General features: G+C 63.7%; 18 protein-coding genes. 10 read left to right on the top strand and 8 right to left on the bottom strand.

All coding sequences use genetic code 11. The annotated features are described in order from the left end of the window. Window positions 1–33: 33 nt before the first annotated feature. Complete coding sequence (locus AC4P1R_RS11330) at window positions 34–933, bottom strand: LysR substrate-binding domain-containing protein (RefSeq protein ID WP_069458075.1); 900 nt, start codon at window positions 931–933, stop codon at window positions 34–36. A 19-nt stretch (window positions 934–952) separates the two neighbouring features. On the opposite strand from AC4P1R_RS11330, the gene AC4P1R_RS11325 reads away from it, so the two are divergent. Beyond that, window positions 953–1,237: a hypothetical protein gene (locus tag AC4P1R_RS11325; RefSeq protein ID WP_492176949.1), complete on the top strand. Its 285-nt coding sequence runs from the start codon at window positions 953–955 to the stop codon at window positions 1,235–1,237. A gap of 60 nt (window positions 1,238–1,297) precedes the next feature. Here the strand turns inward: AC4P1R_RS11325 and xdhB are convergent, their stop codons facing one another. The 3 genes from xdhB to AC4P1R_RS11310 all read right to left on the bottom strand — a co-directional run bounded on the left by xdhB (window position 1,298) and on the right by AC4P1R_RS11310 (window position 6,139). Continuing rightward, on the bottom strand, window positions 1,298–3,631 hold the full coding sequence (gene xdhB, locus AC4P1R_RS11320) for a xanthine dehydrogenase molybdopterin binding subunit (RefSeq protein WP_492176948.1): 2,334 nt from the start codon (window positions 3,629–3,631) through the stop codon (window positions 1,298–1,300). Window positions 3,632–3,859: 228 nt separating this feature from the next. Beyond that, on the bottom strand, window positions 3,860–5,350 hold the full coding sequence (xdhA, locus tag AC4P1R_RS11315) for a xanthine dehydrogenase small subunit (protein WP_492176947.1): 1,491 nt from the start codon (window positions 5,348–5,350) through the stop codon (window positions 3,860–3,862). Window positions 5,351–5,362: 12 nt separating this feature from the next. Continuing rightward, entirely contained in the window at window positions 5,363–6,139 is a 777-nt protein-coding gene (locus AC4P1R_RS11310) for a 3-hydroxybutyrate dehydrogenase (protein WP_069458072.1), read from the bottom strand. A 303-nt stretch (window positions 6,140–6,442) separates the two neighbouring features. Between AC4P1R_RS11310 and glpK the strand changes: the two genes are divergently transcribed. The 5 genes from glpK (at window position 6,443) to bacA (ending at window position 12,777) form a co-directional block, all read left to right on the top strand. Continuing rightward, window positions 6,443–7,936 carry a glycerol kinase GlpK gene (gene glpK / locus AC4P1R_RS11305; protein ID WP_492176946.1) on the top strand — a complete coding sequence of 498 codons (1,494 nt, stop codon included), beginning with the start codon at window positions 6,443–6,445 and terminating at the stop codon, window positions 7,934–7,936. A 183-nt stretch (window positions 7,937–8,119) separates the two neighbouring features. Beyond that, a complete protein-coding gene (locus AC4P1R_RS11300; protein ID WP_069458206.1) occupies window positions 8,120–9,175 on the top strand; it encodes an LLM class flavin-dependent oxidoreductase in 1,056 nt (351 codons plus the stop codon). Window positions 9,176–9,238: 63 nt separating this feature from the next. Beyond that, window positions 9,239–9,988, top strand: a complete 750-nt coding sequence (map, locus tag AC4P1R_RS11295) for a type I methionyl aminopeptidase (protein WP_069458070.1) — start codon at window positions 9,239–9,241, stop codon at window positions 9,986–9,988. Window positions 9,989–10,248: 260 nt separating this feature from the next. Next, complete coding sequence (locus tag AC4P1R_RS11290) at window positions 10,249–11,382, top strand: YbfB/YjiJ family MFS transporter (protein ID WP_492177740.1); 1,134 nt, start codon at window positions 10,249–10,251, stop codon at window positions 11,380–11,382. Between the two features lie 132 nt (window positions 11,383–11,514). Next, a complete protein-coding gene (gene bacA, locus AC4P1R_RS11285) occupies window positions 11,515–12,777 on the top strand; it encodes a bacteroid development protein BacA (RefSeq protein WP_492176945.1) in 1,263 nt (420 codons plus the stop codon). 12 nt (window positions 12,778–12,789) lie between these two features. Here the strand turns inward: bacA and AC4P1R_RS11280 are convergent, their stop codons facing one another. After that, window positions 12,790–13,788 carry a polysaccharide deacetylase family protein gene (locus AC4P1R_RS11280; protein ID WP_492176944.1) on the bottom strand — a complete coding sequence of 333 codons (999 nt, stop codon included), beginning with the start codon at window positions 13,786–13,788 and terminating at the stop codon, window positions 12,790–12,792. A 186-nt stretch (window positions 13,789–13,974) separates the two neighbouring features. On the opposite strand from AC4P1R_RS11280, the gene AC4P1R_RS11275 reads away from it, so the two are divergent. The 3 genes from AC4P1R_RS11275 to der all read left to right on the top strand — a co-directional run bounded on the left by AC4P1R_RS11275 (window position 13,975) and on the right by der (window position 16,811). Further along, on the top strand, window positions 13,975–14,562 hold the full coding sequence (locus AC4P1R_RS11275) for an NnrU family protein (RefSeq protein ID WP_492176943.1): 588 nt from the start codon (window positions 13,975–13,977) through the stop codon (window positions 14,560–14,562). A 136-nt stretch (window positions 14,563–14,698) separates the two neighbouring features. Beyond that, a complete protein-coding gene (locus AC4P1R_RS11270) occupies window positions 14,699–15,367 on the top strand; it encodes a tetratricopeptide repeat protein (protein ID WP_069458204.1) in 669 nt (222 codons plus the stop codon). Window positions 15,368–15,377: 10 nt separating this feature from the next. Continuing rightward, window positions 15,378–16,811, top strand: coding sequence for a ribosome biogenesis GTPase Der (der, locus tag AC4P1R_RS11265; RefSeq protein WP_492176942.1), 1,434 nt, complete (start codon window positions 15,378–15,380; stop codon window positions 16,809–16,811). A gap of 67 nt (window positions 16,812–16,878) precedes the next feature. On the opposite strand, the gene AC4P1R_RS11260 is transcribed toward der, so the two are convergent. After that, window positions 16,879–17,802: a sugar kinase gene (locus tag AC4P1R_RS11260; RefSeq protein WP_492176941.1), complete on the bottom strand. Its 924-nt coding sequence runs from the start codon at window positions 17,800–17,802 to the stop codon at window positions 16,879–16,881. Between the two features lie 141 nt (window positions 17,803–17,943). On the opposite strand from AC4P1R_RS11260, the gene bglA reads away from it, so the two are divergent. Next, entirely contained in the window at window positions 17,944–19,590 is a 1,647-nt protein-coding gene (bglA, locus tag AC4P1R_RS11255) for a beta-galactosidase BglA (RefSeq protein WP_492177739.1), read from the top strand. A 179-nt stretch (window positions 19,591–19,769) separates the two neighbouring features. Here bglA and ade read toward each other — a convergent pair whose 3' ends face one another. Both ade and aptA read right to left on the bottom strand, forming a co-directional pair. After that, on the bottom strand, window positions 19,770–21,467 hold the full coding sequence (ade, locus tag AC4P1R_RS11250) for an adenine deaminase (RefSeq protein ID WP_492176940.1): 1,698 nt from the start codon (window positions 21,465–21,467) through the stop codon (window positions 19,770–19,772). Window positions 21,468–21,552: 85 nt separating this feature from the next. Next, the gene (gene aptA, locus AC4P1R_RS11245; protein ID WP_492176939.1) at window positions 21,553–22,872 is read right to left on the bottom strand and encodes an omega-aminotransferase AptA; all 1,320 of its coding nucleotides are present in this window, start codon (window positions 22,870–22,872) and stop codon (window positions 21,553–21,555) included. Window positions 22,873–22,944: the final 72 nt, after the last annotated feature.

The raw sequence follows: 22,944 nt of genomic DNA, 5'->3' as shown, positions 1-22,944 counted from the left end.
TGGGCGTGCGATTCAGTCATTTCAGCATTTGCATCAAGTGATGCTATCCGGGTTAAGCGCGCCCAGAATCCAATCGCGAAAAGCACGGATCTTCGGCGTGTTTCGGCGAGCATGCGGATAGACGAGCCAGTAGTCGTGAGTATCGCTGCAGCGCAGATTGAACGGCTGGTAAAGCCTGCCGAGCGCCACGTCGTCGCTATAGAATTCCGGCATCAGGATCGCGACGCCCTGGCCGGCCACCGCTGCACGAGCCTCGAAGACCTGTGCGCCGAGCCGGCTCACGGGACGGCTGGCCAGATCCGGATCGTCCACACCGGCAGCGTGGAACCACAACGGCCACCAGGGATCTCGAGGGTCGATGATGCGGAGCTTCAGTAGATCCCGCGGCGTGCGCACGCCACCGATCGTCTCGGCAAGTGCGGGGCTGAGCATGGGGGCAAACTCCACTCGCATCAAGCGGTGGCTGACGAGCCCCGGCCAGTCACCTTTGCCGGAACGGATCGCAACGTCGACCGATTCCTTGCTGAAATCGACGATCGCGTCGTTCGCCACCAGGCGTACGGCAATATTCGGATGTTCGAGCTGGAATGTGCCGATTTCCCGGGCGAGCCATTGCGAGGCAAAGGTCGCCGTCGAGCTGATGAGCAGGGCCGCTTCAGTGTCGCCACGGGCGGACGCGACCGCGTCCTTGAGCATTTCAAAGGCCTCGGTAACCTTGGGGGCCAGTCGGGCGCCGACTTCCGTCAGCGTGACCTGCCGCGGGCGCCTCAAGAACAAAGGCTCACCGACACTCTCCTCGATGAGCTTGATCTGATAGCTGACGGCCGTCTGGGTCATGCCGAGCTCTTCACCCGCCCTGGTGAAGCTGCCGAGCCGGGCGGCCGCTTCGAAAACCCTCAGTGCATTCAGCGGGAACTGCTTCGATAGCTTCATGGATAAGTTCTCTTGATGCATGCAGATGGATATTCGATTGGAATTCGAGCATGCTTATCGACATCCTGCAAGTCGACTTTCCCATTCCGAAGGATTTGCGACGATGACTTGCGATGCACTGGAACGCACTGAACGAAAAGCACTTTTGCCGCGCGAGCTTATGTCCGGGCTGGCCTCGGGCGTACGCACGCTGATGCGGCCCTCCTATCCGCGGCTGGATATCGGTGCCGTGTCGGATCACATGAAGAGAGATATGGGATTCATGGACGGACGCCCGCCCCGGCTGGATGATGAAGGGCTTTGATCGGGAGCCGTTTCGCGACTGCCCCTCGTGCCGGGCATCCTCTCCCTGCGAAGGGCAATCTCAATGTCTCAACCGCTCCACCGCCATCAGGACACGTTCCGGCGTCGCCGGCGCGTCCAGTCGCGGGCATTCGCGGTAATCGGCGACACTCGCGACCGCCATGGAGAGGGCCTCGAGCACCGAAATGGGCAGCATCAACGGCGGTTCCCCCACCGCCTTGGAACGGCCGACCGTCTGTTCGGCGTTTTCCGACCATTCGGCGAGGCGGACGTTGAAGATCCTCGGCCGGTCCGAGGCCAGCGGAATCTTGTAGGTGGAGGGCGCATGCGTTCTCAGCCGTCCCTTTTCGTCCCACCAGAGCTCTTCCGTCGTCAACCAACCCATGCCCTGGACGAAGCCGCCCTCGATCTGGCCGAGATCGATCGCCGGATTGAGCGAGCGGCCGACATCATGCAGCACGTCGACGCGGTCGACCAGGTATTCGCCCGTCAGCGTGTCTATCGAGACCTCGGAGACGGCGGCGCCATAGGCGAAATAATAGAAGGGGGCGCCGCGGCCGGTGGGACGATCCCAATGGATCTTCGGCGTCTTGTAGAAGCCGGCGGCGGAAAGCTGCACGCGGGCAATGTAGGCTTGGCGGATCAGGTCCGGGAAGGGCACCAGTTCTTCACCGATCTTCACGTGATTCGCCACGAAGCGGATATTCTCGGCAGTGGTCTGCCAGCGCTCGGCGGCAAAGGCGACGAGCCGCTCCTTGATCTGGCGGGCAGCATCGAAGGCGGCCATGCCGTTGAGGTCGGAACCCGAAGAGGCCGCCGTCGCCGAGGTGTTCGGCACCTTGCCGGTGGTCGTCGCGGTGATCTTCACGCGGTCAATGTCGATCTGGAAACTGTCGGCAAGGACCTGTGCCACCTTGGTGTAGAGCCCCTGGCCCATTTCGGTGCCGCCGTGATTGAGATGCACCGAGCCGTCCGAATAGATATGGACGAGCGCGCCCGCCTGATTGAGATGGGTAAGCGTGAAGGAAATGCCGAACTTCACCGGCGTCAGTGCGATACCCTTGCGGATTACCCGGCTGGACCGGTTGAACTCGATGATCGCAGTGCGCCGCGCCTGATAATCGGCGCTTGCCTCCAACTCGTCGACGATCCGGCGGATGATGTTGTCCTCGACCCTTTGGTGATAGGGCGTGATGTCGCGGCCGGACTCCTTGTCGCCATAGAAATTCAGCTTGCGGATGTCGAGCGGGTCCTTGCCGAGCGCATAGGCGATCTCTTCGATGATCCGCTCGCCGCCAAGCATGCCCTGCGGGCCGCCAAAGCCGCGAAAGGCGGTGTTCGAGACCGTGTTCGTCTTCAGCGGCTGCGAGGTCAGCTTCACATGCGGATAGAAATAGGCATTATCCGCATGGAACAGGGCGCGATCGGTGACTGGGCCGGAAAGGTCGGCGGAGTAGCCGCATCGCGCGGCATAGTTCGCCTGGACCGCCAGGATGCGGCCTTCCTCATCGAAACCGACGTCATAGTCGACGAGAAAGTCGTGCCGCTTGCCGGTGGCAATCATGTCGTCATCGCGATCCGGGCGGAACTTGACGGCGCGACGCAGTTTGCGCGCGGCAACCGCGGCAAGGGCCGCGAACTGGTTGCCCTGCGTTTCCTTGCCGCCGAAGCCGCCGCCCATGCGGCGGACATTCACCGTCACGGCATTGGAGGGCACGCCGAGAACTTGCGCGACCATATGCTGGATCTCGCTCGGATGCTGGGTCGAGACCCAGACGGTCACCTCGTCGTCCTCGCCCGGGATCGCGAGCGCGATGTGACCCTCCAGGTAGAAATGTTCCTGGCCGCCGATCCGCATCTGTCCCTGAAGCCGGCGAGGGGCCCGTTGCAACTCGGTTTCGGCATGGCCGCGCTCGAGCGTCAGCGGCGGCGTGACGAGTTCGCCGCCCGCTGCTTTCGCCTCGGCGACATCGACCAGCGGCGGCAGGTCCCGGTAGGTGATCTTGGCGAGTCGTGCGGCGCGGCGGGCGATCTCGCGCGTCTCGGCAATAACCGCGAAAGCCGGCTGTCCATGAAATTGCACCCGGCCGTCGGCGAGCACCGGCTCGTCGTGCAGATGCGTCGAACTGATGTCGTTGGAATGCGGCATGTCCTTGGCAGTCATCACGCAGACGACGCCCGAGACCGCGGCAACGGCGGAAAGTTCCATCTCCAGGATCTCCGCATGCGCCCGGTCGGTGAGGCCAAGCGCGCCGTGCAGGGTGCCGACGGGTTCCGGCATGTCGTCGACATAATCGGCGGTGCCGGCAACGTGCTTGTGGGCGCTGTCGTGGGGGAGGCGCGCGTGCATCGGTCCGACAATGGTGGCTTCGTCTTCGAAGGCGGTTTTATCCATCTCAGCCAATCCTCACGGCGGAGGGGCCCCTCATCCGGCCTGCCCGCCCTCCGCAGTAGCTACGCAACTGCGGAGGGCGGACCGGCGTTTTTCTTCCCGTCCGGGCGGTGAAAAGTGACGTTATCGCATTGCGCTCGTCCGCTCTCCCCGCCCGCGGGGAGAGGGTTAGGCCTTGGGTTAAATCCGAGGAGAGGGGCAATCGCGGGTCATAATTCTCGATGTCGGCCTTCATGCGACCTCCTCAAACCGCCGAAGCTCAGCCGTCTCACCGGCGCTCTCCAGGAAAAAGCGCATCAGCAGGTTCTTCGCAGCGAGCATGCGATATGCACTGGTGGCGCGCCAGTCGGTAAGTGGCTGATAATCCGTTTCGAGGGCTGGCTGCACGGTACGGATCGTCTCTTCCGTCCAGGGCTGTCCCGTGAGCGCGGCCTCGACCGCATTCGCCCGTTTCGGCGTCGCCGCCATGCCGCCATAGGCGATGCGGGCGGTCGTCACGCGGTTCTCCTCGTCAAGGGAGATCCGGAAGGCGCCGAGCAGGGCGGAGATGTCCTCGTCGCGGCGCTTCGAGACCTTGTACGCGGCGAAGAGGTCCCCCGCCGGCAGTGCCGGAACGAAGATGCTTTCGACGAATTCGCCGGGCTTCCGGTCCTGCTTGCCATAGGCGAGGAAGAAATCTTCGAGCGGCAGCGTGCGCGTGCCGGCTTTCGAGCGCAATGTTACGGTTGCTCCGAGGGCGATTAGCGGTGGCGGGCTGTCGCCGATCGGCGAACCATTGGCGATATTGCCGCCGATCGTGCCCATGTTGCGCACCTGCTCGCCGCCGATGCGCTCGAGCAGGCGGCCGAAGGTCGGATATGCCGACGCGAGGGCGTCATGGGCCTCCGTATAGCTGACGCCGGCACCAATCGTCAGGCCGGCGTCCGATCGTTCGATCCGCTGCAATTCGGCTATGCCGTTGATGAATACGACCGGGTTCAAGGATCGCATCTGTTTCGTCACCCAGAGGCCGACGTCGGTGGCGCCGGCGACGATGGTGGCGGCCGGATGTTCGGCGAGTACCGCCGCGAGACCGGCCGTATCCGCCGGCACGATCAGACAGTCATCGTCCTTGCGAATGGTGATCGATTGCGTCGGCCGAAGTTCTTTCAACTTTGTGGCAACCGCTTCCCGCGTGCGCGTGATCGGATCGAAGATCGCCGAAGGTCGCGCCTTGGCCGCGGCTTCGGCCGCTCGCACGATCGGCTCGTAGCCGGTGCAGCGACAGAGATTGCCCTGCAGCGCCTTTTCGATTGCGTCGCGGCGCGGCGTATCGTTGGTCAGCCACAGCCCGTAGAGCGACATGACGATGCCCGGCGTGCAGAAGCCACATTGCGAGCCGTGGAAATCCACCATCGCCTGCTGAACCGGATGGAGCGCGCCGTCCCGGGCAGCCAGATGCTCGACGGTGACGACATGAGTCGCATTGAGCGATCCCAGGAAGCGGATGCAGGAATTGACGGTTTCGTAGACGAGTTTTTCGCCGCCGCGGCCATCGTCGGCAAGCCGTCCGGCGAGCACCGTACAGGCGCCGCAGTCGCCCTCGGCGCAGCCCTCCTTGGTGCCGGTGAGGCGGCGGTCCAGCCTCAGATAGTCAAGCAGCGTCGCGGTCGGCGCGACCTCCGAAAGGACGATGTCGGTGTCGTTCAGGATGAAGCGGATGCTGTCGGATGCCGTTGCCATCACCGTCTCGCTCTACTGGGCCGTCCAGCCGCCATCCATCGAAACATGCGTGCCGGTGATCTGGGCGGCATCGTCGCTGGCGAGATAGAGCGCCAGTGACGCCACCTGCTCGACGGTGATGAACTTCTTCGTCGGCTGCCCCTTGAGCATCACCTCGTTGACCACCTGCTCTTCCGTGATGCCGCGCGTCCGCGCCTGATCCGGAATCTGCTTTTCGACGAGCGGCGTCAGCACATAGCCGGGGCAGATCGAGTTCACCGTGATGCCGTTTTCCGCCACCTCCAGGGCGACGGTCTTGGTGAGCCCCATGATGCCGTGTTTAGCCGCAACATAAGCGGACTTGAAGGGAGAGGCGACGAGCCCGTGCGCCGAGGCGATGTTGACGATGCGGCCCCAGCCCTTCTGCTTCATCGCCGGAACGGCCGCGCGGATCGTGTGGAAAGAGGATGAAAGATTGATGGCGATAATCCGGTCCCATTGTTCGACCGGAAAATCCTCGATCTTCTCGACGAATTGCACACCGGCATTGTTGACGAGGATGTCGGTGCCGCCGAAGCGCGAGGCGGCGGTGGCCATCAGATCGGCGATTTCCTCCGGCCTCGTCATGTCGGCCGGGTGGTAGACAACCGTGCCGGATGTCAGACCCGCAACCTCGTCCGTCACCGCCTGGATCTCGTCCGGTTTGCCGAAACCGTTCAACAGGATATTGGCGCCGGACTTCGCGAAGGCCTTGGCGATCGCCAGGCCGATGCCGCTCGTCGAACCCGTTATGACCGCAGTTTTCGTCATTCTCGATTTCTCCCTCGGCATCGCGATGCCTGTCTCGTCCGTCGCTCGTTTTGCGTCGCAAGATCTTCAGCCTACGCGCAAAAGTGCGCCGGTGACAATTGTGTTTTTCGGTCTTGCAACGCACTGTCGGCGGCAGTCGGGAGGCCGGGAGAGTGTTGCGTTTTGTTTTCGTTTGACATTCGTTTTCCCATCGTATTGAACTCTTTCGAAGGCCTTTGAGGAAGGGCGAAAGGAACAGGATGAGCGGAGCCGGGTTCCGGCGCATCTCCTCGTCTTGAAGCATCGCGTGCCGAGGAGGGGCATATGGGCGGATATATTCTCGCGATCGATCAAGGTACGACGTCCACTCGGGCGATCGTTTTCGATGAGACGCAAAAGGTCGTCGGCGTCGGCCAGAAGGAATTCAAGCAGCACTTCCCGAAGTCCGGCTGGGTGGAGCACGACCCGGAGGAGATCTGGCAGACGGTGGTTCTCACCGTGACGCAGGCGATGGAGAAGGCCCGCATTGTCGCGAGCGACGTCGCTGCAATCGGCATAACCAACCAGCGCGAGACGGTGGTCGTATGGGACCGCCAAACCGGCAAGCCGATCCACAACGCGATCGTCTGGCAGGACCGCCGCACGGCCGCCTTTTGCGACAAGCTCAAGAAGAACGGACTGGAAAAGACCTTCGCAAAGAAGACCGGCCTTTTGCTCGATCCCTATTTCTCCGGCACGAAGCTCCATTGGCTCCTCTCCAACGTGAAGGGGGCACAGGCGCGTGCCGCGAAGGGCGAGCTCTGCTTCGGCACCATCGATACCTTCCTCATCTGGCGACTGACGGGCGGCGAGTCATTCGCGACGGATGCCACCAACGCGTCGCGCACCTTGATGTACAACATCGTCGACAATGCCTGGGACGACGAACTGCTCGAGATCCTGCGCATTGCGCGGGCAATGCTGCCGGAGGTGAAGGATTGCGCCGCCGACTTCGGCGTCACCGATCCGTCGCTCTTCGGCGCGGCGATCCCGATCCTCGGTGTTGCGGGCGATCAACAGGCGGCGACGATCGGCCAGGCCTGCTTCGAGCCGGGCATGCTGAAGTCGACCTACGGCACCGGCTGCTTCGCGCTGCTCAATACCGGCAAGGATATCGTCCGGTCGAAGAACCGACTCCTGACCACGATCGCCTATCGCCTCGACGGCAAAACCACCTATGCGCTCGAAGGATCGATTTTCGTCGCGGGCGCCGCCGTGCAATGGCTGCGCGATGGGCTCAAGGTCATCAAGGCGGCGCCTGACACCGGCGCGCTTGCCGAAAGTGCCGATCCATCACAGGAGGTCTATCTCGTACCGGCCTTCACCGGCCTCGGCGCGCCGCATTGGGACCCGGATGCCCGCGGTGCGATCTATGGAATGACGCGCAATACAGGCCCGGCGGAATTTGCCCGCGCGGCGCTTGAGTCCGTCTGCTACCAGACCCGCGACCTGCTCGACGCCATGCATCGCGATTGGCGCAGCAACGGCAAGGACACGGTGCTGCGTGTCGACGGCGGCATGGTCGCCTCCGACTGGACGATGCAGAGACTGGCCGACCTGCTCGACGCGCCGGTCGACCGCCCTGTGATCCTCGAGACCACGGCGCTCGGCGTCGCCTGGCTCGCCGGCAGCCGCGCCGGCGTCTGGCCGACCCGGCAGGAATTCGCCAAGTCCTGGGCACGTGACCGGCGCTTCGAACCGAAGATGGACGGGGCGACCCGCAAGGTGAAGCTGAAGGGCTGGCGGAGCGCCGTGAAGCGGACGCTGGTGGCGGCTTAGCGCATCGGCCTGCAGCGGGCGAGGGGACAGTGATTGCTTGGGCGGCACTTCCCGGCAAAGAGGGAGGCCCAGGCCGCATGGTCGGAAACGCACTTTGTCGGAAACAGAGTGTTTCCTGAATGCGCCTTGGCGGCCTGGGCGTCAGCCGACTATCTCATCGCGAAGAGCAAACAGGGTGCTGCCATGGAACTCGGGCTTTACACATTCGCGGATGTCGATCCCAATGCGGCCGACAAGGGCGCCGAAGGGCGCCGCCGGCTTGCCGATCTCATCGAGGAGATCGAGCTTGCCGACCAGGTGGGGCTCGACGTCTTCGGGCTTGGAGAGCATCACCGGCCGGATTACGCCGTCTCCGCGCCGGCGGTGGTGCTTGCGGCGGCCGCGGCGCGCACGAGCCGTATTCGCCTGACGAGTGCAGTGACGGTGCTGAGCTCCGACGAGCCGGTCCGCGTCTTCCAGCAGTACGCGACCCTCGATCTCCTTTCCAATGGCCGCGCCGAGATCATGGCCGGGCGCGGCTCCTTCATCGAATCCTTCCCGCTCTTCGGACAGTCGCTCGACGACTACGACCAGCTCTTCGCCGAGAAGCTGGATCTCCTGCTCAAGCTCCGGGAGGCCGAGAAGGTTACCTGGGCCGGTGAGATGCGGCCGGCGATCAACGGCCGCGGCGTCTATCCGCGGTCGCTGCAAGATCCACTGCCGCTCTGGATTGCCGTCGGGGGCACGCCGCAGTCGGTCGCGCGCGCCGGCGCGCTCGGCCTGCCGATGGCCCTTGCCATCATCGGCGGCGAGCCGCGGCGTTTCGCACCGCTCTTCGATCTCTATCGCGAGGCAGCCCGCCGCGCCGGCCAGGATATTTCGGCGCTGAAGACGAGCATCAATGTGCATGGTTTCATCGCCGACACGACAGAGGCCGCGGCCGACCAGTTCTACGGCCCCCAGGCCGAGGTGATGGACCGTATCGGCCGCGAACGTGGCTGGGGGCCGACGAGCCGTGCCCACTACGAGCAGGCACGGAGCCCGACCGGCAACCTCTTCATCGGCGATGCGGAGACGGTAGCGCGAAAGATCGTCGTGCATCAGCGGCTCTTCCGCAACGATCGCTTCCTCCTGCAGATGGCGATCGGGCTCATGCCGCACGACCAGATCATGCGCGGCATTGAGCTCTACGGCACCAAGGTCGCCCCACTCGTGCGGGAGATGCTGGCGGAGGAGGCGGCCGGCAACTTTAGGGACTGACGCAGTCGAGGGACTGGCATAAGCCTGGCCGGCACGCTACATGTGCCGCGAAAGCGAGACGCCATGACCCTCAACAATGACGAAGACCTCGAACGGCTGAAGGAGATCGGCCGCATCTGCGCCAACGCGCTTCAGGCGATGGGCGACGCGCTCGAGCCGGGCATCACGACCGCGGAGCTCGATGCCATCGGCCGCAAGGTGCTGGAGGATGCGGGTGCGCGCTCGGCGCCGGAGCTCTGCTACCGCTTTCCGGGCGCGACCTGCATCAGCGTCAACGAGGAAATCGCCCACGGCATTCCCGGCAGCCGGGTCATCAACTCGGGCGATCTCGTCAATATCGATGTCTCTGCCGAGAAGGACGGCATCTTCGCCGACACGGGCTCGTCGTTTCCGGTGCCGCCGGTGACGGCTGCGATCGACCGCCTCTGCCGCGACGGCAGGCGCGCCATGTGGGTGGGCCTCAAGCAGGTGCGGCCGAACCAGCCGCTTGCGGCTATCGGCAATGCCATTGGCGAATTCGCGCGCAAGAACCGCTATTCGCTGGTCACCAATCTCGCAAGCCACGGCATCGGCCGGTCGCTCCACGAGGAGCCCGGCGAAATCGCGACCTGGCCGGATCCTTCGGAGCGGCGGCGGATGAGCGAAGGCATGGTCTTCACGGTGGAGCCGTTCCTGTCGATGGGAGCGCATTGGGCCGAGGGCGGAGACGACGACTGGACGCTCTATAGCGAACCGCGCGCACCGACGGTGCAATACGAACATACGGTGGTCGTTACCCGCGGCGGTCCGCTGGTTGTGACGCTGCCGGGCTGAGTTTGCCGAAGCCGGATCGTTCGATTTCCTCCATCGTCCCTTCAAATATACTGATTTGTCGCCTTCCTGTTGCGGTGCAATAAGGGCCTATGAGTACGCACCAGAGAGTGCCGGACTGCGACGGCAGGCGATCCGGCGAAGCCGTCGTCGATGGTGCCGATCCGCACCCGGGGGAGCATGCGGAGGCTTCGTCGCCTGCCGCCCTTCCTGCCGTTTCGAGCGGGAGCCTCGTTGCGACCGCCATCGCCGGCGCCATCGCTATGGCGGTGGCGATGGGCCTCGGCCGGTTTTCCTATACGCCTATCCTGCCGGCCATGATGGCGGATGCGGGGCTTTCACCCGCGCATGCCGGGCTGATCGCCTCGGCGAATTTCGTCGGCTATCTCGCCGGTGCCGTGCTGGCGGCCTATGGCTGGGCTCACGGCCACGAACGCAGAATTGGCCTGGCCGCCCTGGTGGCTACGGCACTGCTGCTTGGCGCCATGGGACTCACCGCGTCGGTGCTCGTCTTCGGGCTCATCCGCTTCCTTGCGGGCCTCGCGAGCGCCTTCGCCATGATCTTCGTGTCAGGGATCGTGCTCGGCGAGGGCCTGCGCGCGAGATCGGAACATGTGCCGCCGGTGCATTTCGGCGGCGTCGGGTTTGGCATCGCGCTGTCGTCGATCGCCGTCTGGGTGGCGCCGCTTGCCGGGGTCGGCAGCCTTTCCGCCTCGCAGGCACACTGGTTTACCGGCGCTCTTCTCGCGCTTGCGGGCACTGCTCTCGTCGCGGTTCTGTTGCAGGAGAGTGGCAAGGCCGCGGAAGGCGAACGGCCGGAGGCGCCGCTTGTCTGGACGAGAGAGCTCGCGGTGGTGACGCTCACCTACGGCTTTTTCGGCTTCGGCTATGTGATTACCGCCACCTTCCTCGTCGCCATGGCCCGCGAGGCAGGCGGCGGAGAATTCCCGGCCTGGCTGCTGACGGGTGCCAGTGCCGCATTGTCGGTGCAGCTCTGGCGTTTCGCCGTGCGGCGCGTCGGTCTTGCCGGCGTATATGCCATTGGGCTCCTCTTCGAGGCGGCCGGCCTTGTCCTGACCGTCTCTCTGCCCGGAACCCTGGCACCGCTCGTCGGCGGTCTGATGCTGGGGCTCACTTTCATGATGATCACGGCCTACGGCCTGCAGATCGGTCACCGCCTTGCACCCGAAAGCCCGCGCCGGGCGCTCGCCTTCATGACCGCCGCCTTCGGCGTAGGGCAGATCATAGGGCCTCTGGTGGCCGGCTGGCTGGCCGAATGGACCGGAAGCTTTACTCCGCCGACCTTGGTTGCCGCCATCGTGCTCCTGGCGTGCGGCGGCGTCGTGGTGCTGGAGTTGCGCGCAATCAACGCCGCGATCGCCGCGCGGCAACCATGATCTCGCCGGGCGCAGCTTCATGAAATAACGGTAACATTCGTATTGTCGAATTGTTGACGCGGTGAAATTGCCCTAGTTTCGGCGCATCAGGAGGCAAGTCGTAGACCTCCGAGAAAACGTGAGTGCCGTCCCTTGTTCGAATCCTTCTTTCCCAAACCGAAGCTGTTTTTTCTTTCCGTTGTCGTCTGGTCGCTCATCGCCATCCTCGGCTGGTATAGCGCGGGGCGTGATCTTGGCGCAGTGTTCGGGTTGCCGCCGCTTCCCGATGGCGTGGAACCCGTCATCGGTGTTTCGGTCTTCTGGTCGGCCCCGTTCCTCTGGTTCTACATCTACTATCTGGCGGTCGTAGCCCTGTTCGCCGGATTCTGGTTCGCATACGCGCCGCACAGGTGGCAAAACTGGTCGATTCTCGGTTCGGCGCTGATTATCTTCAACACCTATTTTTCGGTCCAGGTCAGCGTCGCGATCAACGCCTGGTACGGCCCCTTCTATAACCTGATCCAGCAAGCGCTGGCGAAGACGGCACCCGTGACGGCCGAGCAGCTCTATACCGGCATGCTCGGCTTCGCCGGGATTGCGTTCGTGGCGGTGACGGTCGGCGTACTCAATCTCTTCTTCGTCAGCCACTTCATCTTCCGCTGGCGGACCGCGATGAACGAATTCTACGTCTCGCATTGGCCGAAGTTGCGCCATGTCGAAGGGGCATCTCAGCGCGTCCAGGAAGACACGATGCGCTTTTCGTCCACGGTCGAACGGCTGGGTGTCGGCCTCGTAAGTTCCATCATGACGCTGATTGCTTTCCTGCCGGTGCTCTTCAAGTTCTCCGAGCAGGTCAGCGTACTGCCGGTCGTCGGCGAAGTGCCCCATGCATTGGTCTGGGCGGCGATCAGCTGGTCGATTTTCGGCACTGTTTTCCTTGCCTTGGTCGGCATCAAGCTTCCGGGCCTCGAATTTCGAAACCAGCGGGTCGAGGCGGCGTATCGTAAGGAACTGGTCTACGGCGAAGATCATGCGGATCGCGCCGATCCGCTGACCCTCGGAGAGCTGTTTCACAACGTGAGAAGGAATTATTTCCGCCTATACTTCCACTACATGTATTTCAACATAGCGCGTATCTTCTACCTGCAGGCCGATAACCTGTACGGCACATTCGTGCTGGTGCCCGCAATCGTGGCGGGGAAGCTGACGCTCGGCGTGATGACCCAGATACTGAACGTCTTCGGGCAGGTGCGCGAGTCCTTCCAGTATCTCGTCAATTCCTGGACGACGATCGTCGAACTCCTGTCGATCTACAAGCGCCTGCGCGCCTTCGAATCGATCCTCTATGAAGAGCCGCTGCCGGAGATCGATCAGCAGTTCATCGAGGCCGGCGGCAAGGAGGAGATGGCGCTCTGATCGCGCCATCCATCAGAAGGCGGAGCCGTCCGCCTTCTTCCTGGCGCGCTCGATCAAGGGCAGTGCCTGCGCATAGCTGACGCAGGCGACGTCCGGCTTGCCGCAGGCCTCGGTCAGGAAGCGGTCGAGCGCGCGCCAGTAGGCGCCGCCGTTCATCTCGACGAAATGGAAGCCGAGCTGCAGCGGGATGCGCTCGCCGTCATATTCCCTGATGAAGGCGTTGCGAAAGGCTTCCAGCGTGCGTTCCTCGAAGCGGGCGCTGTCCTTCTTGTTTTCGATCCCCATCGAATGGCGGATGAAAAGATTGTAGTCCATGCCGATCACCGGCCGGCGGGAAGGCCCTTCGGGGATGAGCGGCAGGCCGAAGCGGGGCAGTCCGTCCCCGGCCCTCGGCCAAGCGGGGCCTTTGGTGACGAGACTGGCATCATAGGTGAAGCCGAAGGCCTTTATTGCCGGCACCAGCCCGTCGCTCAAGGAGAGGTAGGGGGCGCGAAAGCCCGTAATGCCGGTTCGGGCGAAGTCCGCCCAGCCTTCCGGCTCGGCCTCCGGCCTGCCGGCCCTCTTCCAGGCGTCGACGAGCGCCGTGCGGAAGGACGAGAATTCCTGCTTCCAGTCGGCCTCGCTCCAGCCCTTGCCGTCGAAGTGACCGCAGGCATGGCTGCCGATGTCGTGTCCATCGAGATGCGCCCGCCAGATATGGCCGGCGCGAGCGGCGACCTCGTGGCGATCCTGGGCATAACCGACATTCGATCGGCCCCGTTTCTGGCCCGGCGCCTTGTAGCTCGCCTTCCCGTCGGCCTTCGTCATCAGAAAGGTGCAGGAGAGGAAATAGGTGAAGTGCGCGCCGTGCCGTTTCGCCAACGCGAGGCTCTTGTCCCAAAGCGCATTGTCATGGGCTCCATCGAAGGAGACGATCACCAGTTGCTTGTCTTTTGCCGGTGCGGCCGGCGGCGCCGCGACGGCGAGGGCGGGAAAAAGGCAGACGGGGAGCGTGAGGAACTTGCGGATCATGCGGAGGGCTTCTTGGGAGAATCAGTGGCTGCGACGATTTGTTCGCTGCCTCCTTGAGCAACAATGCGGCAATCCTTTGATCCGGCTGGAAATTCACAGGCGGTCCCGCTATGCGGTGGTTAACGAACGGTAAACGGGCGCGCAGGTCGGTCTGTCGGCCGAGCTCAATGTCAAAACGGGGGAGACATGGCACTTCTGGTCCTGGGCATCGTGATATTTTTCGGCATCCATCTGGTGCGAAGGTTCGCGCCTGCGATCCGCACAGCGGTGATCAAGCGGCGCGGCACGGGTACATGGCACGGCGTACACGGTACACTTGCACTCGTCGGGCTGGCGCTGATCGCGATCGGCTTCGCTCAGGCTCGCACGACGACCGGAATGCTTTACACACCGCCCATCTTCATGGCGCATATCGCGCTGACGCTGATGCTGATCGCTTGCATCTGCCTTGTGGCCGCTTTCCTGCCGCCCGGCAGGATTCGCGTGGCGACCAAGCACCCCGCGATCCTGGCAATCAAGATCTGGGCGCTCGCGCACCTGCTCGCCAATGGCGAAACGGCGTCCGTCCTGCTTTTCGGCTCGTTTCTCGCCTGGGGCGTGATCATGCGCATCTCGATGAAGAAGCGGTGGCGGGCGGGCGAGATCGCCTATCCCCGCTTCGTCTCCTACCGCTACGATCTTGCGGCGGCGGTGATCGGAGCCGCGCTTTTTGGCGTCATTGTCTGGAAACTGCACGAGTTGGTGATCGGCGTCGCTCCTCTCGTGGTCGGGTAAATCACGTTCGCCCCCTTACAAGCGGCGCAAAATCGGGTAGAAGGCGCAAACTCCTGGGGCAGCATCGAGAAAGATGCGCGGCGTTGCCGCTCCAGACGCAATCTTTAAAGTAAAGGCCGGGCAGCCGGAACAGGACATGGCGAACCAAGACGACAGCTTTATCCGCGAGGTCAATGAAGAGCTCCGTTCGGACCAGATGAAGGCGATCTGGACGCGGTTCGGCGGGGTCATTATCGCGGTCGCCGCCTTGATTATCCTCGGCACGATCGGCAAGGTCGGCTACGACTATTGGCAGGATGCCTCCTCGTCGGAATCCGGCGACGCCTTCCTGGTCGCCCTCGACCTCGCCAAGGAAAACAAATCCGACGAAGCGCTGGCCGCGCTGACGAAGCTCGAGCAGGATGGCTACGGCTCCTATCCCGTGCTTGCCCGTCTGCGTGCGGCGACGCTCGAGGCCGAAAAGGGGGAAACCGACGCGGCGATCGCGGCCTTTACCGACATCGGCAAGGACAGCCGGATTCCGGCGGCGCTGCGCGACGCGGCGCGGCTGCGCGCGGCCTATCTGCTGATCGACGCGGGAACCTATGAGCAGGTCTCGGCGGAGGTCGAGCAACTGGCGGTGCCGCAGAACGCCATGCGCCATTCCGCGCGCGAGGCGCTCGGGCTTGCCGCCTACAAGGCGGGCGACTACGCCAAGGCGAAGAGCTGGTTCCAGCAGATCGCCGAAGATACGGAGAGCCCGCGCGGCATTGCGAACAGGGCGCAGATGCTGCTCGACGTGATCGGGGCCAGCGGCAAGGCTTGAGGCATTCAGAATGAGTTTTACCGTCGCCATCGTCGGGCGCCCTAATGTAGGCAAGTCCACACTGTTCAACCGGCTTGTGGGCAAGAAGCTGGCGCTTGTCGACGACACGCCGGGGGTGACGCGTGACCGCCGTCCGGGCGACGCCAAGCTCGTCGACCTCAAATTCCGCATCATCGACACGGCCGGCCTCGAGCAATCCGCACCCGACAGCCTGCAGGGCCGCATGTGGGCGCAGACCGAGGCGGCAATCGACGAGGCCGACCTGTCGCTCTTCATCGTCGACGCCAAGGCAGGCCTGACGCCCGCCGACGAGACGCTTGCCGAAATGCTGCGCCGGCGCGGCAAGCCGGTCATCGTCGTGGCCAACAAAGCCGAGGCTCGCGGCTCCGAGGGCGGCTTCTACGATGCCTTTACGCTCGGCCTTGGCGAACCCTGCCCGATCTCGGCCGAGCATGGCCAGGGCATGCTCGACCTACGCGACGCGATCGTCGCAGCGCTTGGCGAGGAGAGGGCCTTTCCGCCCGCCGAGGACGTCGCCGTGACGGATGTCGATGTCAGGCCGGCCGAGGTGGGCGAGGGGGCGGAGGACGAAGAGGCCGAGCCCGTCTGTGACGCAACCAAACCTCTGCGCGTCGCGATCGTCGGCCGCCCCAATGCGGGCAAATCGACGCTGATCAACCGCTTCCTTGGCGAAGACCGGCTCCTGACCGGTCCGGAGGCGGGGATTACCCGCGATTCCATTTCGGTCGAGTGGCAATGGCGTGACCGCACGATCAAGATGTTCGATACGGCAGGCATGCGCCGCAAGGCGAAAGTTCAGGAGAAACTCGAAAAGCTTTCCGTCGCCGACGCGCTGCGCGCGATCCGCTTTGCCGAAACGGTCGTCATCGTTTTCGATGCGACTATTCCCTTCGAGAAGCAGGATCTGCAGATCGTCGACCTGGTGCTGCGCGAGGGACGTGCGGCGGTGCTCGCCTTCAACAAATGGGATCTGGTCGAGGATTGGCAGGCGGTGCTCGCGGACCTGCGCGAGAAGACCGAACGGCTGCTGCCGCAGGCCCGCGGCATCCGCGCGGTGCCGATTTCCGGACACACGGGCTATGGGCTCGACCGGCTGATGCAGGCGATCATCGAGACCGACAAGGTCTGGAACCGCCGTATTTCGACGGCGCGCCTCAACCGCTGGCTCGAAGCGCAACAGGTGCAGCACCCACCGCCGGCCGTCTCCGGCCGCCGGCTCAAGCTCAAATACATGACGCAGGTGAAGGCCCGCCCGCCGGGCTTCATGATCTCCTGCACCCGTCCGGAGGCGGTGCCGGAATCCTATGTCCGCTATCTCGTCAACGGCCTGCGCAAGGATTTCGATATGCCGGGCGTGCCCATTCGCGTCCATTTCCGCGCCTCGGACAATCCCTACGAGACGAAGGCGCGCAAGAGGCGGTGACGGTTTGCCGAGTGAGGACGGCGTTGGTCCCTCATGCGCCTGCCCGTCCTCCGCAGCAGCTGCCGATCTAAGCGATATCCTCGACCGCCAGCGTCTCCCGCGCAACCAGCGCCCCGTGGTGACCGATGACGGCAGCAGCGACGTGGGCGGCGAAGGCGGCGGCATCGGCGGGGCTGTCGCCGGCGGCAAGACGGGCGAGGAAAGAGCCGTTGAAGCTGTCGCCGGCGCTGGTGGTGTCGACGATCCGCGACGCGGGAACTGCGGGCACATGCAGGCGTTCGCCGTCAAACTGCAGCGTGATGCCTTTGCCGCCGTCCTTGACGGCGATCTCCTCGACACCAAGCGCGCGGTAGCGATCGATCGTCTCGCCGACTGACGCATCGCCGAAATGCGTCGCCTCGTCGTCAAAGCTCGGCAGCACCATCGTCGCCGCCCGGGCGCCGGCCTCGAGAGTGGTGAGCATCCGGGTCGCGTCGTCCCACAGGCGCGGACGGATATTCGGATCGAAGACGACGCGCTTGCCGCCGGCCTTCGCGCGGCGCAGTTCGGAAAGCAGCGTCTCGCCCGCGCCGGGCGAGAGGATCGCCAGCGTGATGCCGGAGAAAAAGGCAACGTCCGCGGCCTCGACAGCCTTCCTCAGCCGATCCGGGTCCTCGGCAAGCAGCTTGGCGGAAGAGGTGGAACGCCAGTAGGAGAAGCTGCGCTCGCCCTCCTTCAGGTGGATCATGTAAAGGCCCGGCATGCGACCCTCGATCCGGGCGATATGCGACGTGCCGATTCCGTTACTTTCCATGAAGGCGATCATTTCGTCCGAGACCGCATCGGTGCCGACGGCGGTGAAATAATCCACCGTCCAGTCCGCCGGCGCAAATAGCCGGGCATAATAAGCGGTATTGAAGCTGTCGCCGGCATAGCTCTTGCGCAGCATGCCTCTCTCCGCCTGCATCAGTTCGACCATGCATTCGCCGATCGAAAGCATCGTGCCTGCCATAAGGTCCTCCCTTGCCGGTTGTTCGCCCAATGGGTTAGCGAAGCGCCGCCGCTCGGGCAAGTGAATGTTGCAAGTGCCGTTTACTCGGACGGTACCGGACGATACATCTCAAGAGGATCTGCGGGAATGAAAGGAAGGCGCATGGCGATCGAGGCGAGGCGTGGCGACGACTGGTGGCGCGGTGCGGTGATCTACCAGGTCTATCCGCGTTCCTTCCAGGATACCGATGGCGACGGCGTCGGCGATCTGCGCGGTGTCACCCGGCGGCTTTCGCACATCGCTGCGCTCGGCGTCGACGCGATATGGCTCTCGCCCTTCTTCACCTCGCCGCAAGCGGACATGGGATATGACGTCTCCGACTATTGCGACGTCGATCCGATGTTCGGTACGCTCGACGATTTCGATGAAATGCTGGCGGAGGCGCACCGGCTCGGGCTGAAGGTCATCATCGACCAGGTGATCTCGCACACATCGGATCGGCATCCATGGTTTGTCGAAAGCCGATCGAGCAGGACCAATGCGAAGGCGGATTGGTATGTCTGGGCCGACCCGAAGCCGGACGGTGCCGCGCCGAACAACTGGCTTTCGGTCTTTGGCGGCCCGGCCTGGGAATGGGACGGCGTGCGCAGGCAATATTACCTGCATAATTTCCTGACGTCGCAGCCGGATCTCAATTTCCACAATCCCGAGGTACAGGAGGCGCTGCTTTCGACGGTTCGCTTCTGGCTTGAACGCGGCGTCGACGGGTTCCGGCTCGACACGGTGAATTACTACTTCCATGACGATCAGTTGCGGGATAATCCGCCGGTCGTGCCCGATCCCGATGCGATCAGTCAGGATGCGCCGGACGTCAATCCCTACGGGATGCAGAGTCATCTCTACGACAAGAGCCGTCCGGAGAACATCGCCTTCCTGCGTCGCCTGCGGGCGCTGCTCGATGAATACGGCGGCCGTACAACCGTGGGTGAGGTGGGCGACGGCGCTCGGTCGCTGAAGACTGTTGCCGCCTATACGAGCGGCAGCGACAAGTTGCATATGTGCTACACGTTCGACCTTCTCGGGCCGGCTTTCACGGCGAGCCACATTCGCCGCTGTGTGGAGGGCTTCCAGGCGATGGTCGCCGATGGCTGGGTGTGCTGGGCTCTCTCCAATCACGACGTGATGCGGCATGTCAGCCGATTTGCGGTTCCGCGTGCCGATCGCGAGCGGCTGGCCAAACTCGCCATTTCGGTTCTTGCTACCCTGCGCGGCTCGATCTGCCTCTACCAAGGGGAGGAACTGGGCCTGCCGGAGGCGGAACTGGCGCTTGAGGAACTGCGGGATCCCTACGGCATCCGCTTCTGGCCGGCATTCAAGGGCCGTGACGGGTGCCGGACGCCGATGGTCTGGGAACACAGACATCCAACCGGCGGTTTTTCGTCCGGCATTCCGTGGTTGCCGGTAAGAGACGATCAGCGCCTGCTTGCGGTGGATACTCAGGAGGGTGACGCCGGATCGGTGCTCGAACACTACCGTCGAACGCTGGCCTTCCGCCGTATGCATGCGGCCCTGATCGACGGAGAAATGTCCTTCCTGGCGTCCAATCGGGACGTGCTTGCTTGCGTGCGGGAGAAGGACGGCGAACGGCTGCTGTTCCTGTTCAACCTCACGACAGAGCCGCAAGAGGTTCATCTCTCATCGGCTACCACGGTTGCGGAGGCGCTGCCGCTGCCCGGCTTTGCGCCGGAAATTGCGGACGACGTGGTCAGGCTCGAAGGACTCGATGCGTTTTGCGGAAGGCTGCGGTGAGGCGTGAGAGGACGTTTCCTCTCCATTGTGATCCTCGGCCCTGAGATGCTCAGGGCCGAGGATAACGGTGGAGGAGGAGGCGGCAGTGCCCAGTCGGCTCAAGCCCGAGGATGAGGAGGGCGAAGCGTCGGAGCGAGCCTGAGCGAAGTCACCAGAGGCGGCCGGAGCGGGCGGACAACTCACCCGATCAGCGCAAACCTGTCGACGTCCACCAGCCCCCGGTCGGAGATCTTCAGATGCGGGATCACCGGGAGCGGCAGGAAGGCGAGTTGCAGGAATGGTTCTTCGAGCGTCGCCCCCAGCGCAACGGCGGCTTGGCGCAGGTGGTGGAGGATGTCGCGCACACGCTCATAGGGTTCGAGGCTCATCAGGCCGGCGACGGGCAAAGCGATCTCGCCGGTGACCTTGCCGTCCTCGACGACGACGAAGCCGCCCTTGATTTCGCCGAGGCGGTTGGCGGCGAGCGCCATGTCTTCGTCATTGACGCCGACGACGCAGATATTGTGGCTGTCATGGCCGACGGTTGAGGCGATCGCGCCCTTCTTCAGCCCGAAGCCCTGGACAAAACCATTGGCGTGATTGCCGTTGTGGCCGTGGCGCTCGACGACCGCGACCTTGATGATATCGCGGTCGAGATCGACACCGGTTCGGTTGCCCTCGGCGGGGAGACGATAGCGGCGGTGTTCGGTGATGATCTTGCCGGGCAGCACGCCGATCACCGAAGTTTCTCCCTCGGCATAAGGGACGCCGAAGTCGGCGGCCTTGACCTCTCGCGCCTTGACGCTGTCGAGCCCAACCGGCTCGACCGGCTTGCGCCGCGCGAAGAGCCGGTCGGTGACACGCCTCCCGGCGGAAAACACCATCTGCGCCTTGCAATTCTCCAAGCTGTCGACGACGACGAGGTCGGCGCGCCACCCGGGCGCGACAAGGCCGCGGTCCCTAAGCCCGAAGGCGCGCGCGGCCGAGATCGAGGCTGCGCGATAGATGGCCAGCGGTTCGACGCCTGCGGCGATGGCGGTGCGGATCATATGGTCGAGATGGCCCTGTTCGGCGATGTCGAGCGGGTTGCGATCGTCCGTGCAGAGCGCCAGGTAGGGCGAAAGGCGTTCGGTGATGATCGGCATCAGGGCGTGCAGGTCCTTGGAGACGGAGCCCTCGCGCACGAGGATGTGCATGCCCTTGCGGATCTTTTCCAGCGCCTCTTCCGCGCTCGTGCATTCATGGTCGGTGCGGATGCCGGTTGCGAGGTAACCATTCAGCTCCTTGCCGCGGAGCAGCGGCGCATGCCCGTCGATGTGGCCGCCCTGGAAGGCGTCGAGCTTGGCGAGGCAGACCGGATCCTTGTGGATGACGCCGGGGAAGTTCATGAACTCCGCCAGGCCGATCACCTTCGGGTGCTGGCGAAACGGCAGGAGCCGCTCGACCGGGAGGTCGGCGCCCGAGGTTTCGAGGTGTGTGGCCGGCACACAGGAGGAAAGCTGGACGCGAATGTCCATGATGGTTTGCAGCGCCGAATCCAGGAAGAACTGGATGCCTTCGGTGCCGAGCACGTTGGCGATCTCATGCGGATCGCAGATGGCGGTGGTGATGCCGAGCGGCAGGACGCAGCGGTCGAATTCGTGCGGCGTCACGAGTGATGATTCGATGTGCAGATGCGTGTCGATGAAGCCTGGAACGACGATGCGGCCGGAGATGTCGATCTCCTCGCGGCCGCGGTATTCGCCGCAGGTACCGACAATCCTGTCGCCTGAGAGGGCGATGTCCGAGACGACCAGTTCGCCGGTGACGAGATCGAAGAACCGTCCGCCCTTGAGCACGATGTCCGCCGGCTCACGGCCGACGCCCTGATCGATCAAGCGCTCCAGCGTTTCGGACATGGCCTCACTCCGTTTTCTATACCGATTCATAACAATAACCCTCTCCCCGCGGACGGGGAAAGGGTCGAAGGATTGCGAGCGGATTTCAGATATTGTTCGTCAGGACATCACGCAGCTTGTCGAACAATTCATCGATCTGCTCTCTTTCGATGATCAGCGGTGGCGAAAGCGCGATGATGTCTCCGGTGGTGCGGATCAGGAGGCCCTTCTCATAGGCTTTCAGAAACGCCGAGAAGGCGCGCTTCGTCGGCTCGCCGGCAATTGGCTCGAGTTCGATCGCGCCGATCAATCCGATATTGCGGATATCGACCACGTGCGGGCAGTCTTTCAAGGAATGCAGGGCCTCTTCCCAATAGGAAGCAAGCTCGGCGGCGCGCATCAGCAATCCCTCTTCCCTGTAGGTGTCGAGCGTGCCGAGTGCCGCGGCCGAGGCGATCGGGTTGCCCGAATAGGTGTAGCCGTGGAAGAACTCGATCAGGTGCTCCGGCCCGGTCATGAAAGCGTCGTGAATTTCGGAGCTGACGAAGACCGCGCCCATCGGGATCACGCCGTTGGTGAGCCCCTTGGCGGTGGTGATGATGTCGGGCTTGACGTCGAAATATTGTGCGGCGAAGGGCGTGCCGAGACGGCCGAAGCCGGTGATCACCTCGTCGAAGATCAACAGGATGCCGTGCTTCGTGCAGATCTCGCGCAGCTTCTGAAGATAGCCCTTCGGCGGGATGAGCACACCGGTGGAACCGGCAACCGGCTCGACGATGACGGCGGCGATCGTCGAGGCGTCGTGCAGGGTGACGATGCGCTCCAGCTCGCTCGCGAGATCGGCGCCGTGTTCGGGCTCTCCGCGGGTGAAGGCGTTCTTGCCTGGCAAGTGCGTATGCGGCAGGTGGTCGACGCCGGTCAAAAGCGTGCCGAACATCTTGCGGTTGGCGACGATGCCGCCGACGGAAATGCCGCCGAAATTGACGCCGTGATAGCCACGCTCGCGGCCAATGAGGCGGAAGCGCGAGCCGTCGCCCTTGGCGCGGTGATAGGCGAGCGCCACCTTGAGCGCGGTGTCGACCGATTCCGAACCGGAATTGGTGTAGAGAACGTGGTTCATCCCTTCCGGGGCGATATCGACGAGCCGGTTGGCGAGTTCGAAGGCTTTCGGATGGCCGAGCTGGAAGGCAGGCGCATAATCGAGCTCGCCCGCCTGCTCGCGAATGGCCTCCGTGATCTTCGGGCGACAATGGCCGGCATTGACGCACCAGAGCCCCGCGGTTCCATCCAGCACCGTCCGCCCGTCATGGGTCGTGTAGTACATGTCCTTGGCGCCGACGAAGAGACGCGGCTCCCTCTTGAATTGCCGGTTGGCCGTAAACGGCATCCAGAAGGCGCTGAGGTCATTGCTTAGGCGGGTCGCCATGTCCTGTTCTCCTTGGAGGATTCTCGTCCGGCAGCGAGGTGGTGGAGCGCGCCGGATTATTTTACCCGTTGG

The sequence above is a fragment of the Sinorhizobium sp. Y406 genome (genome assembly GCF_058732025.1).
The sequence above is the reverse complement of the archived record's forward strand: the minus strand, read 5'-3'. Positions and strand labels throughout refer to the sequence as shown.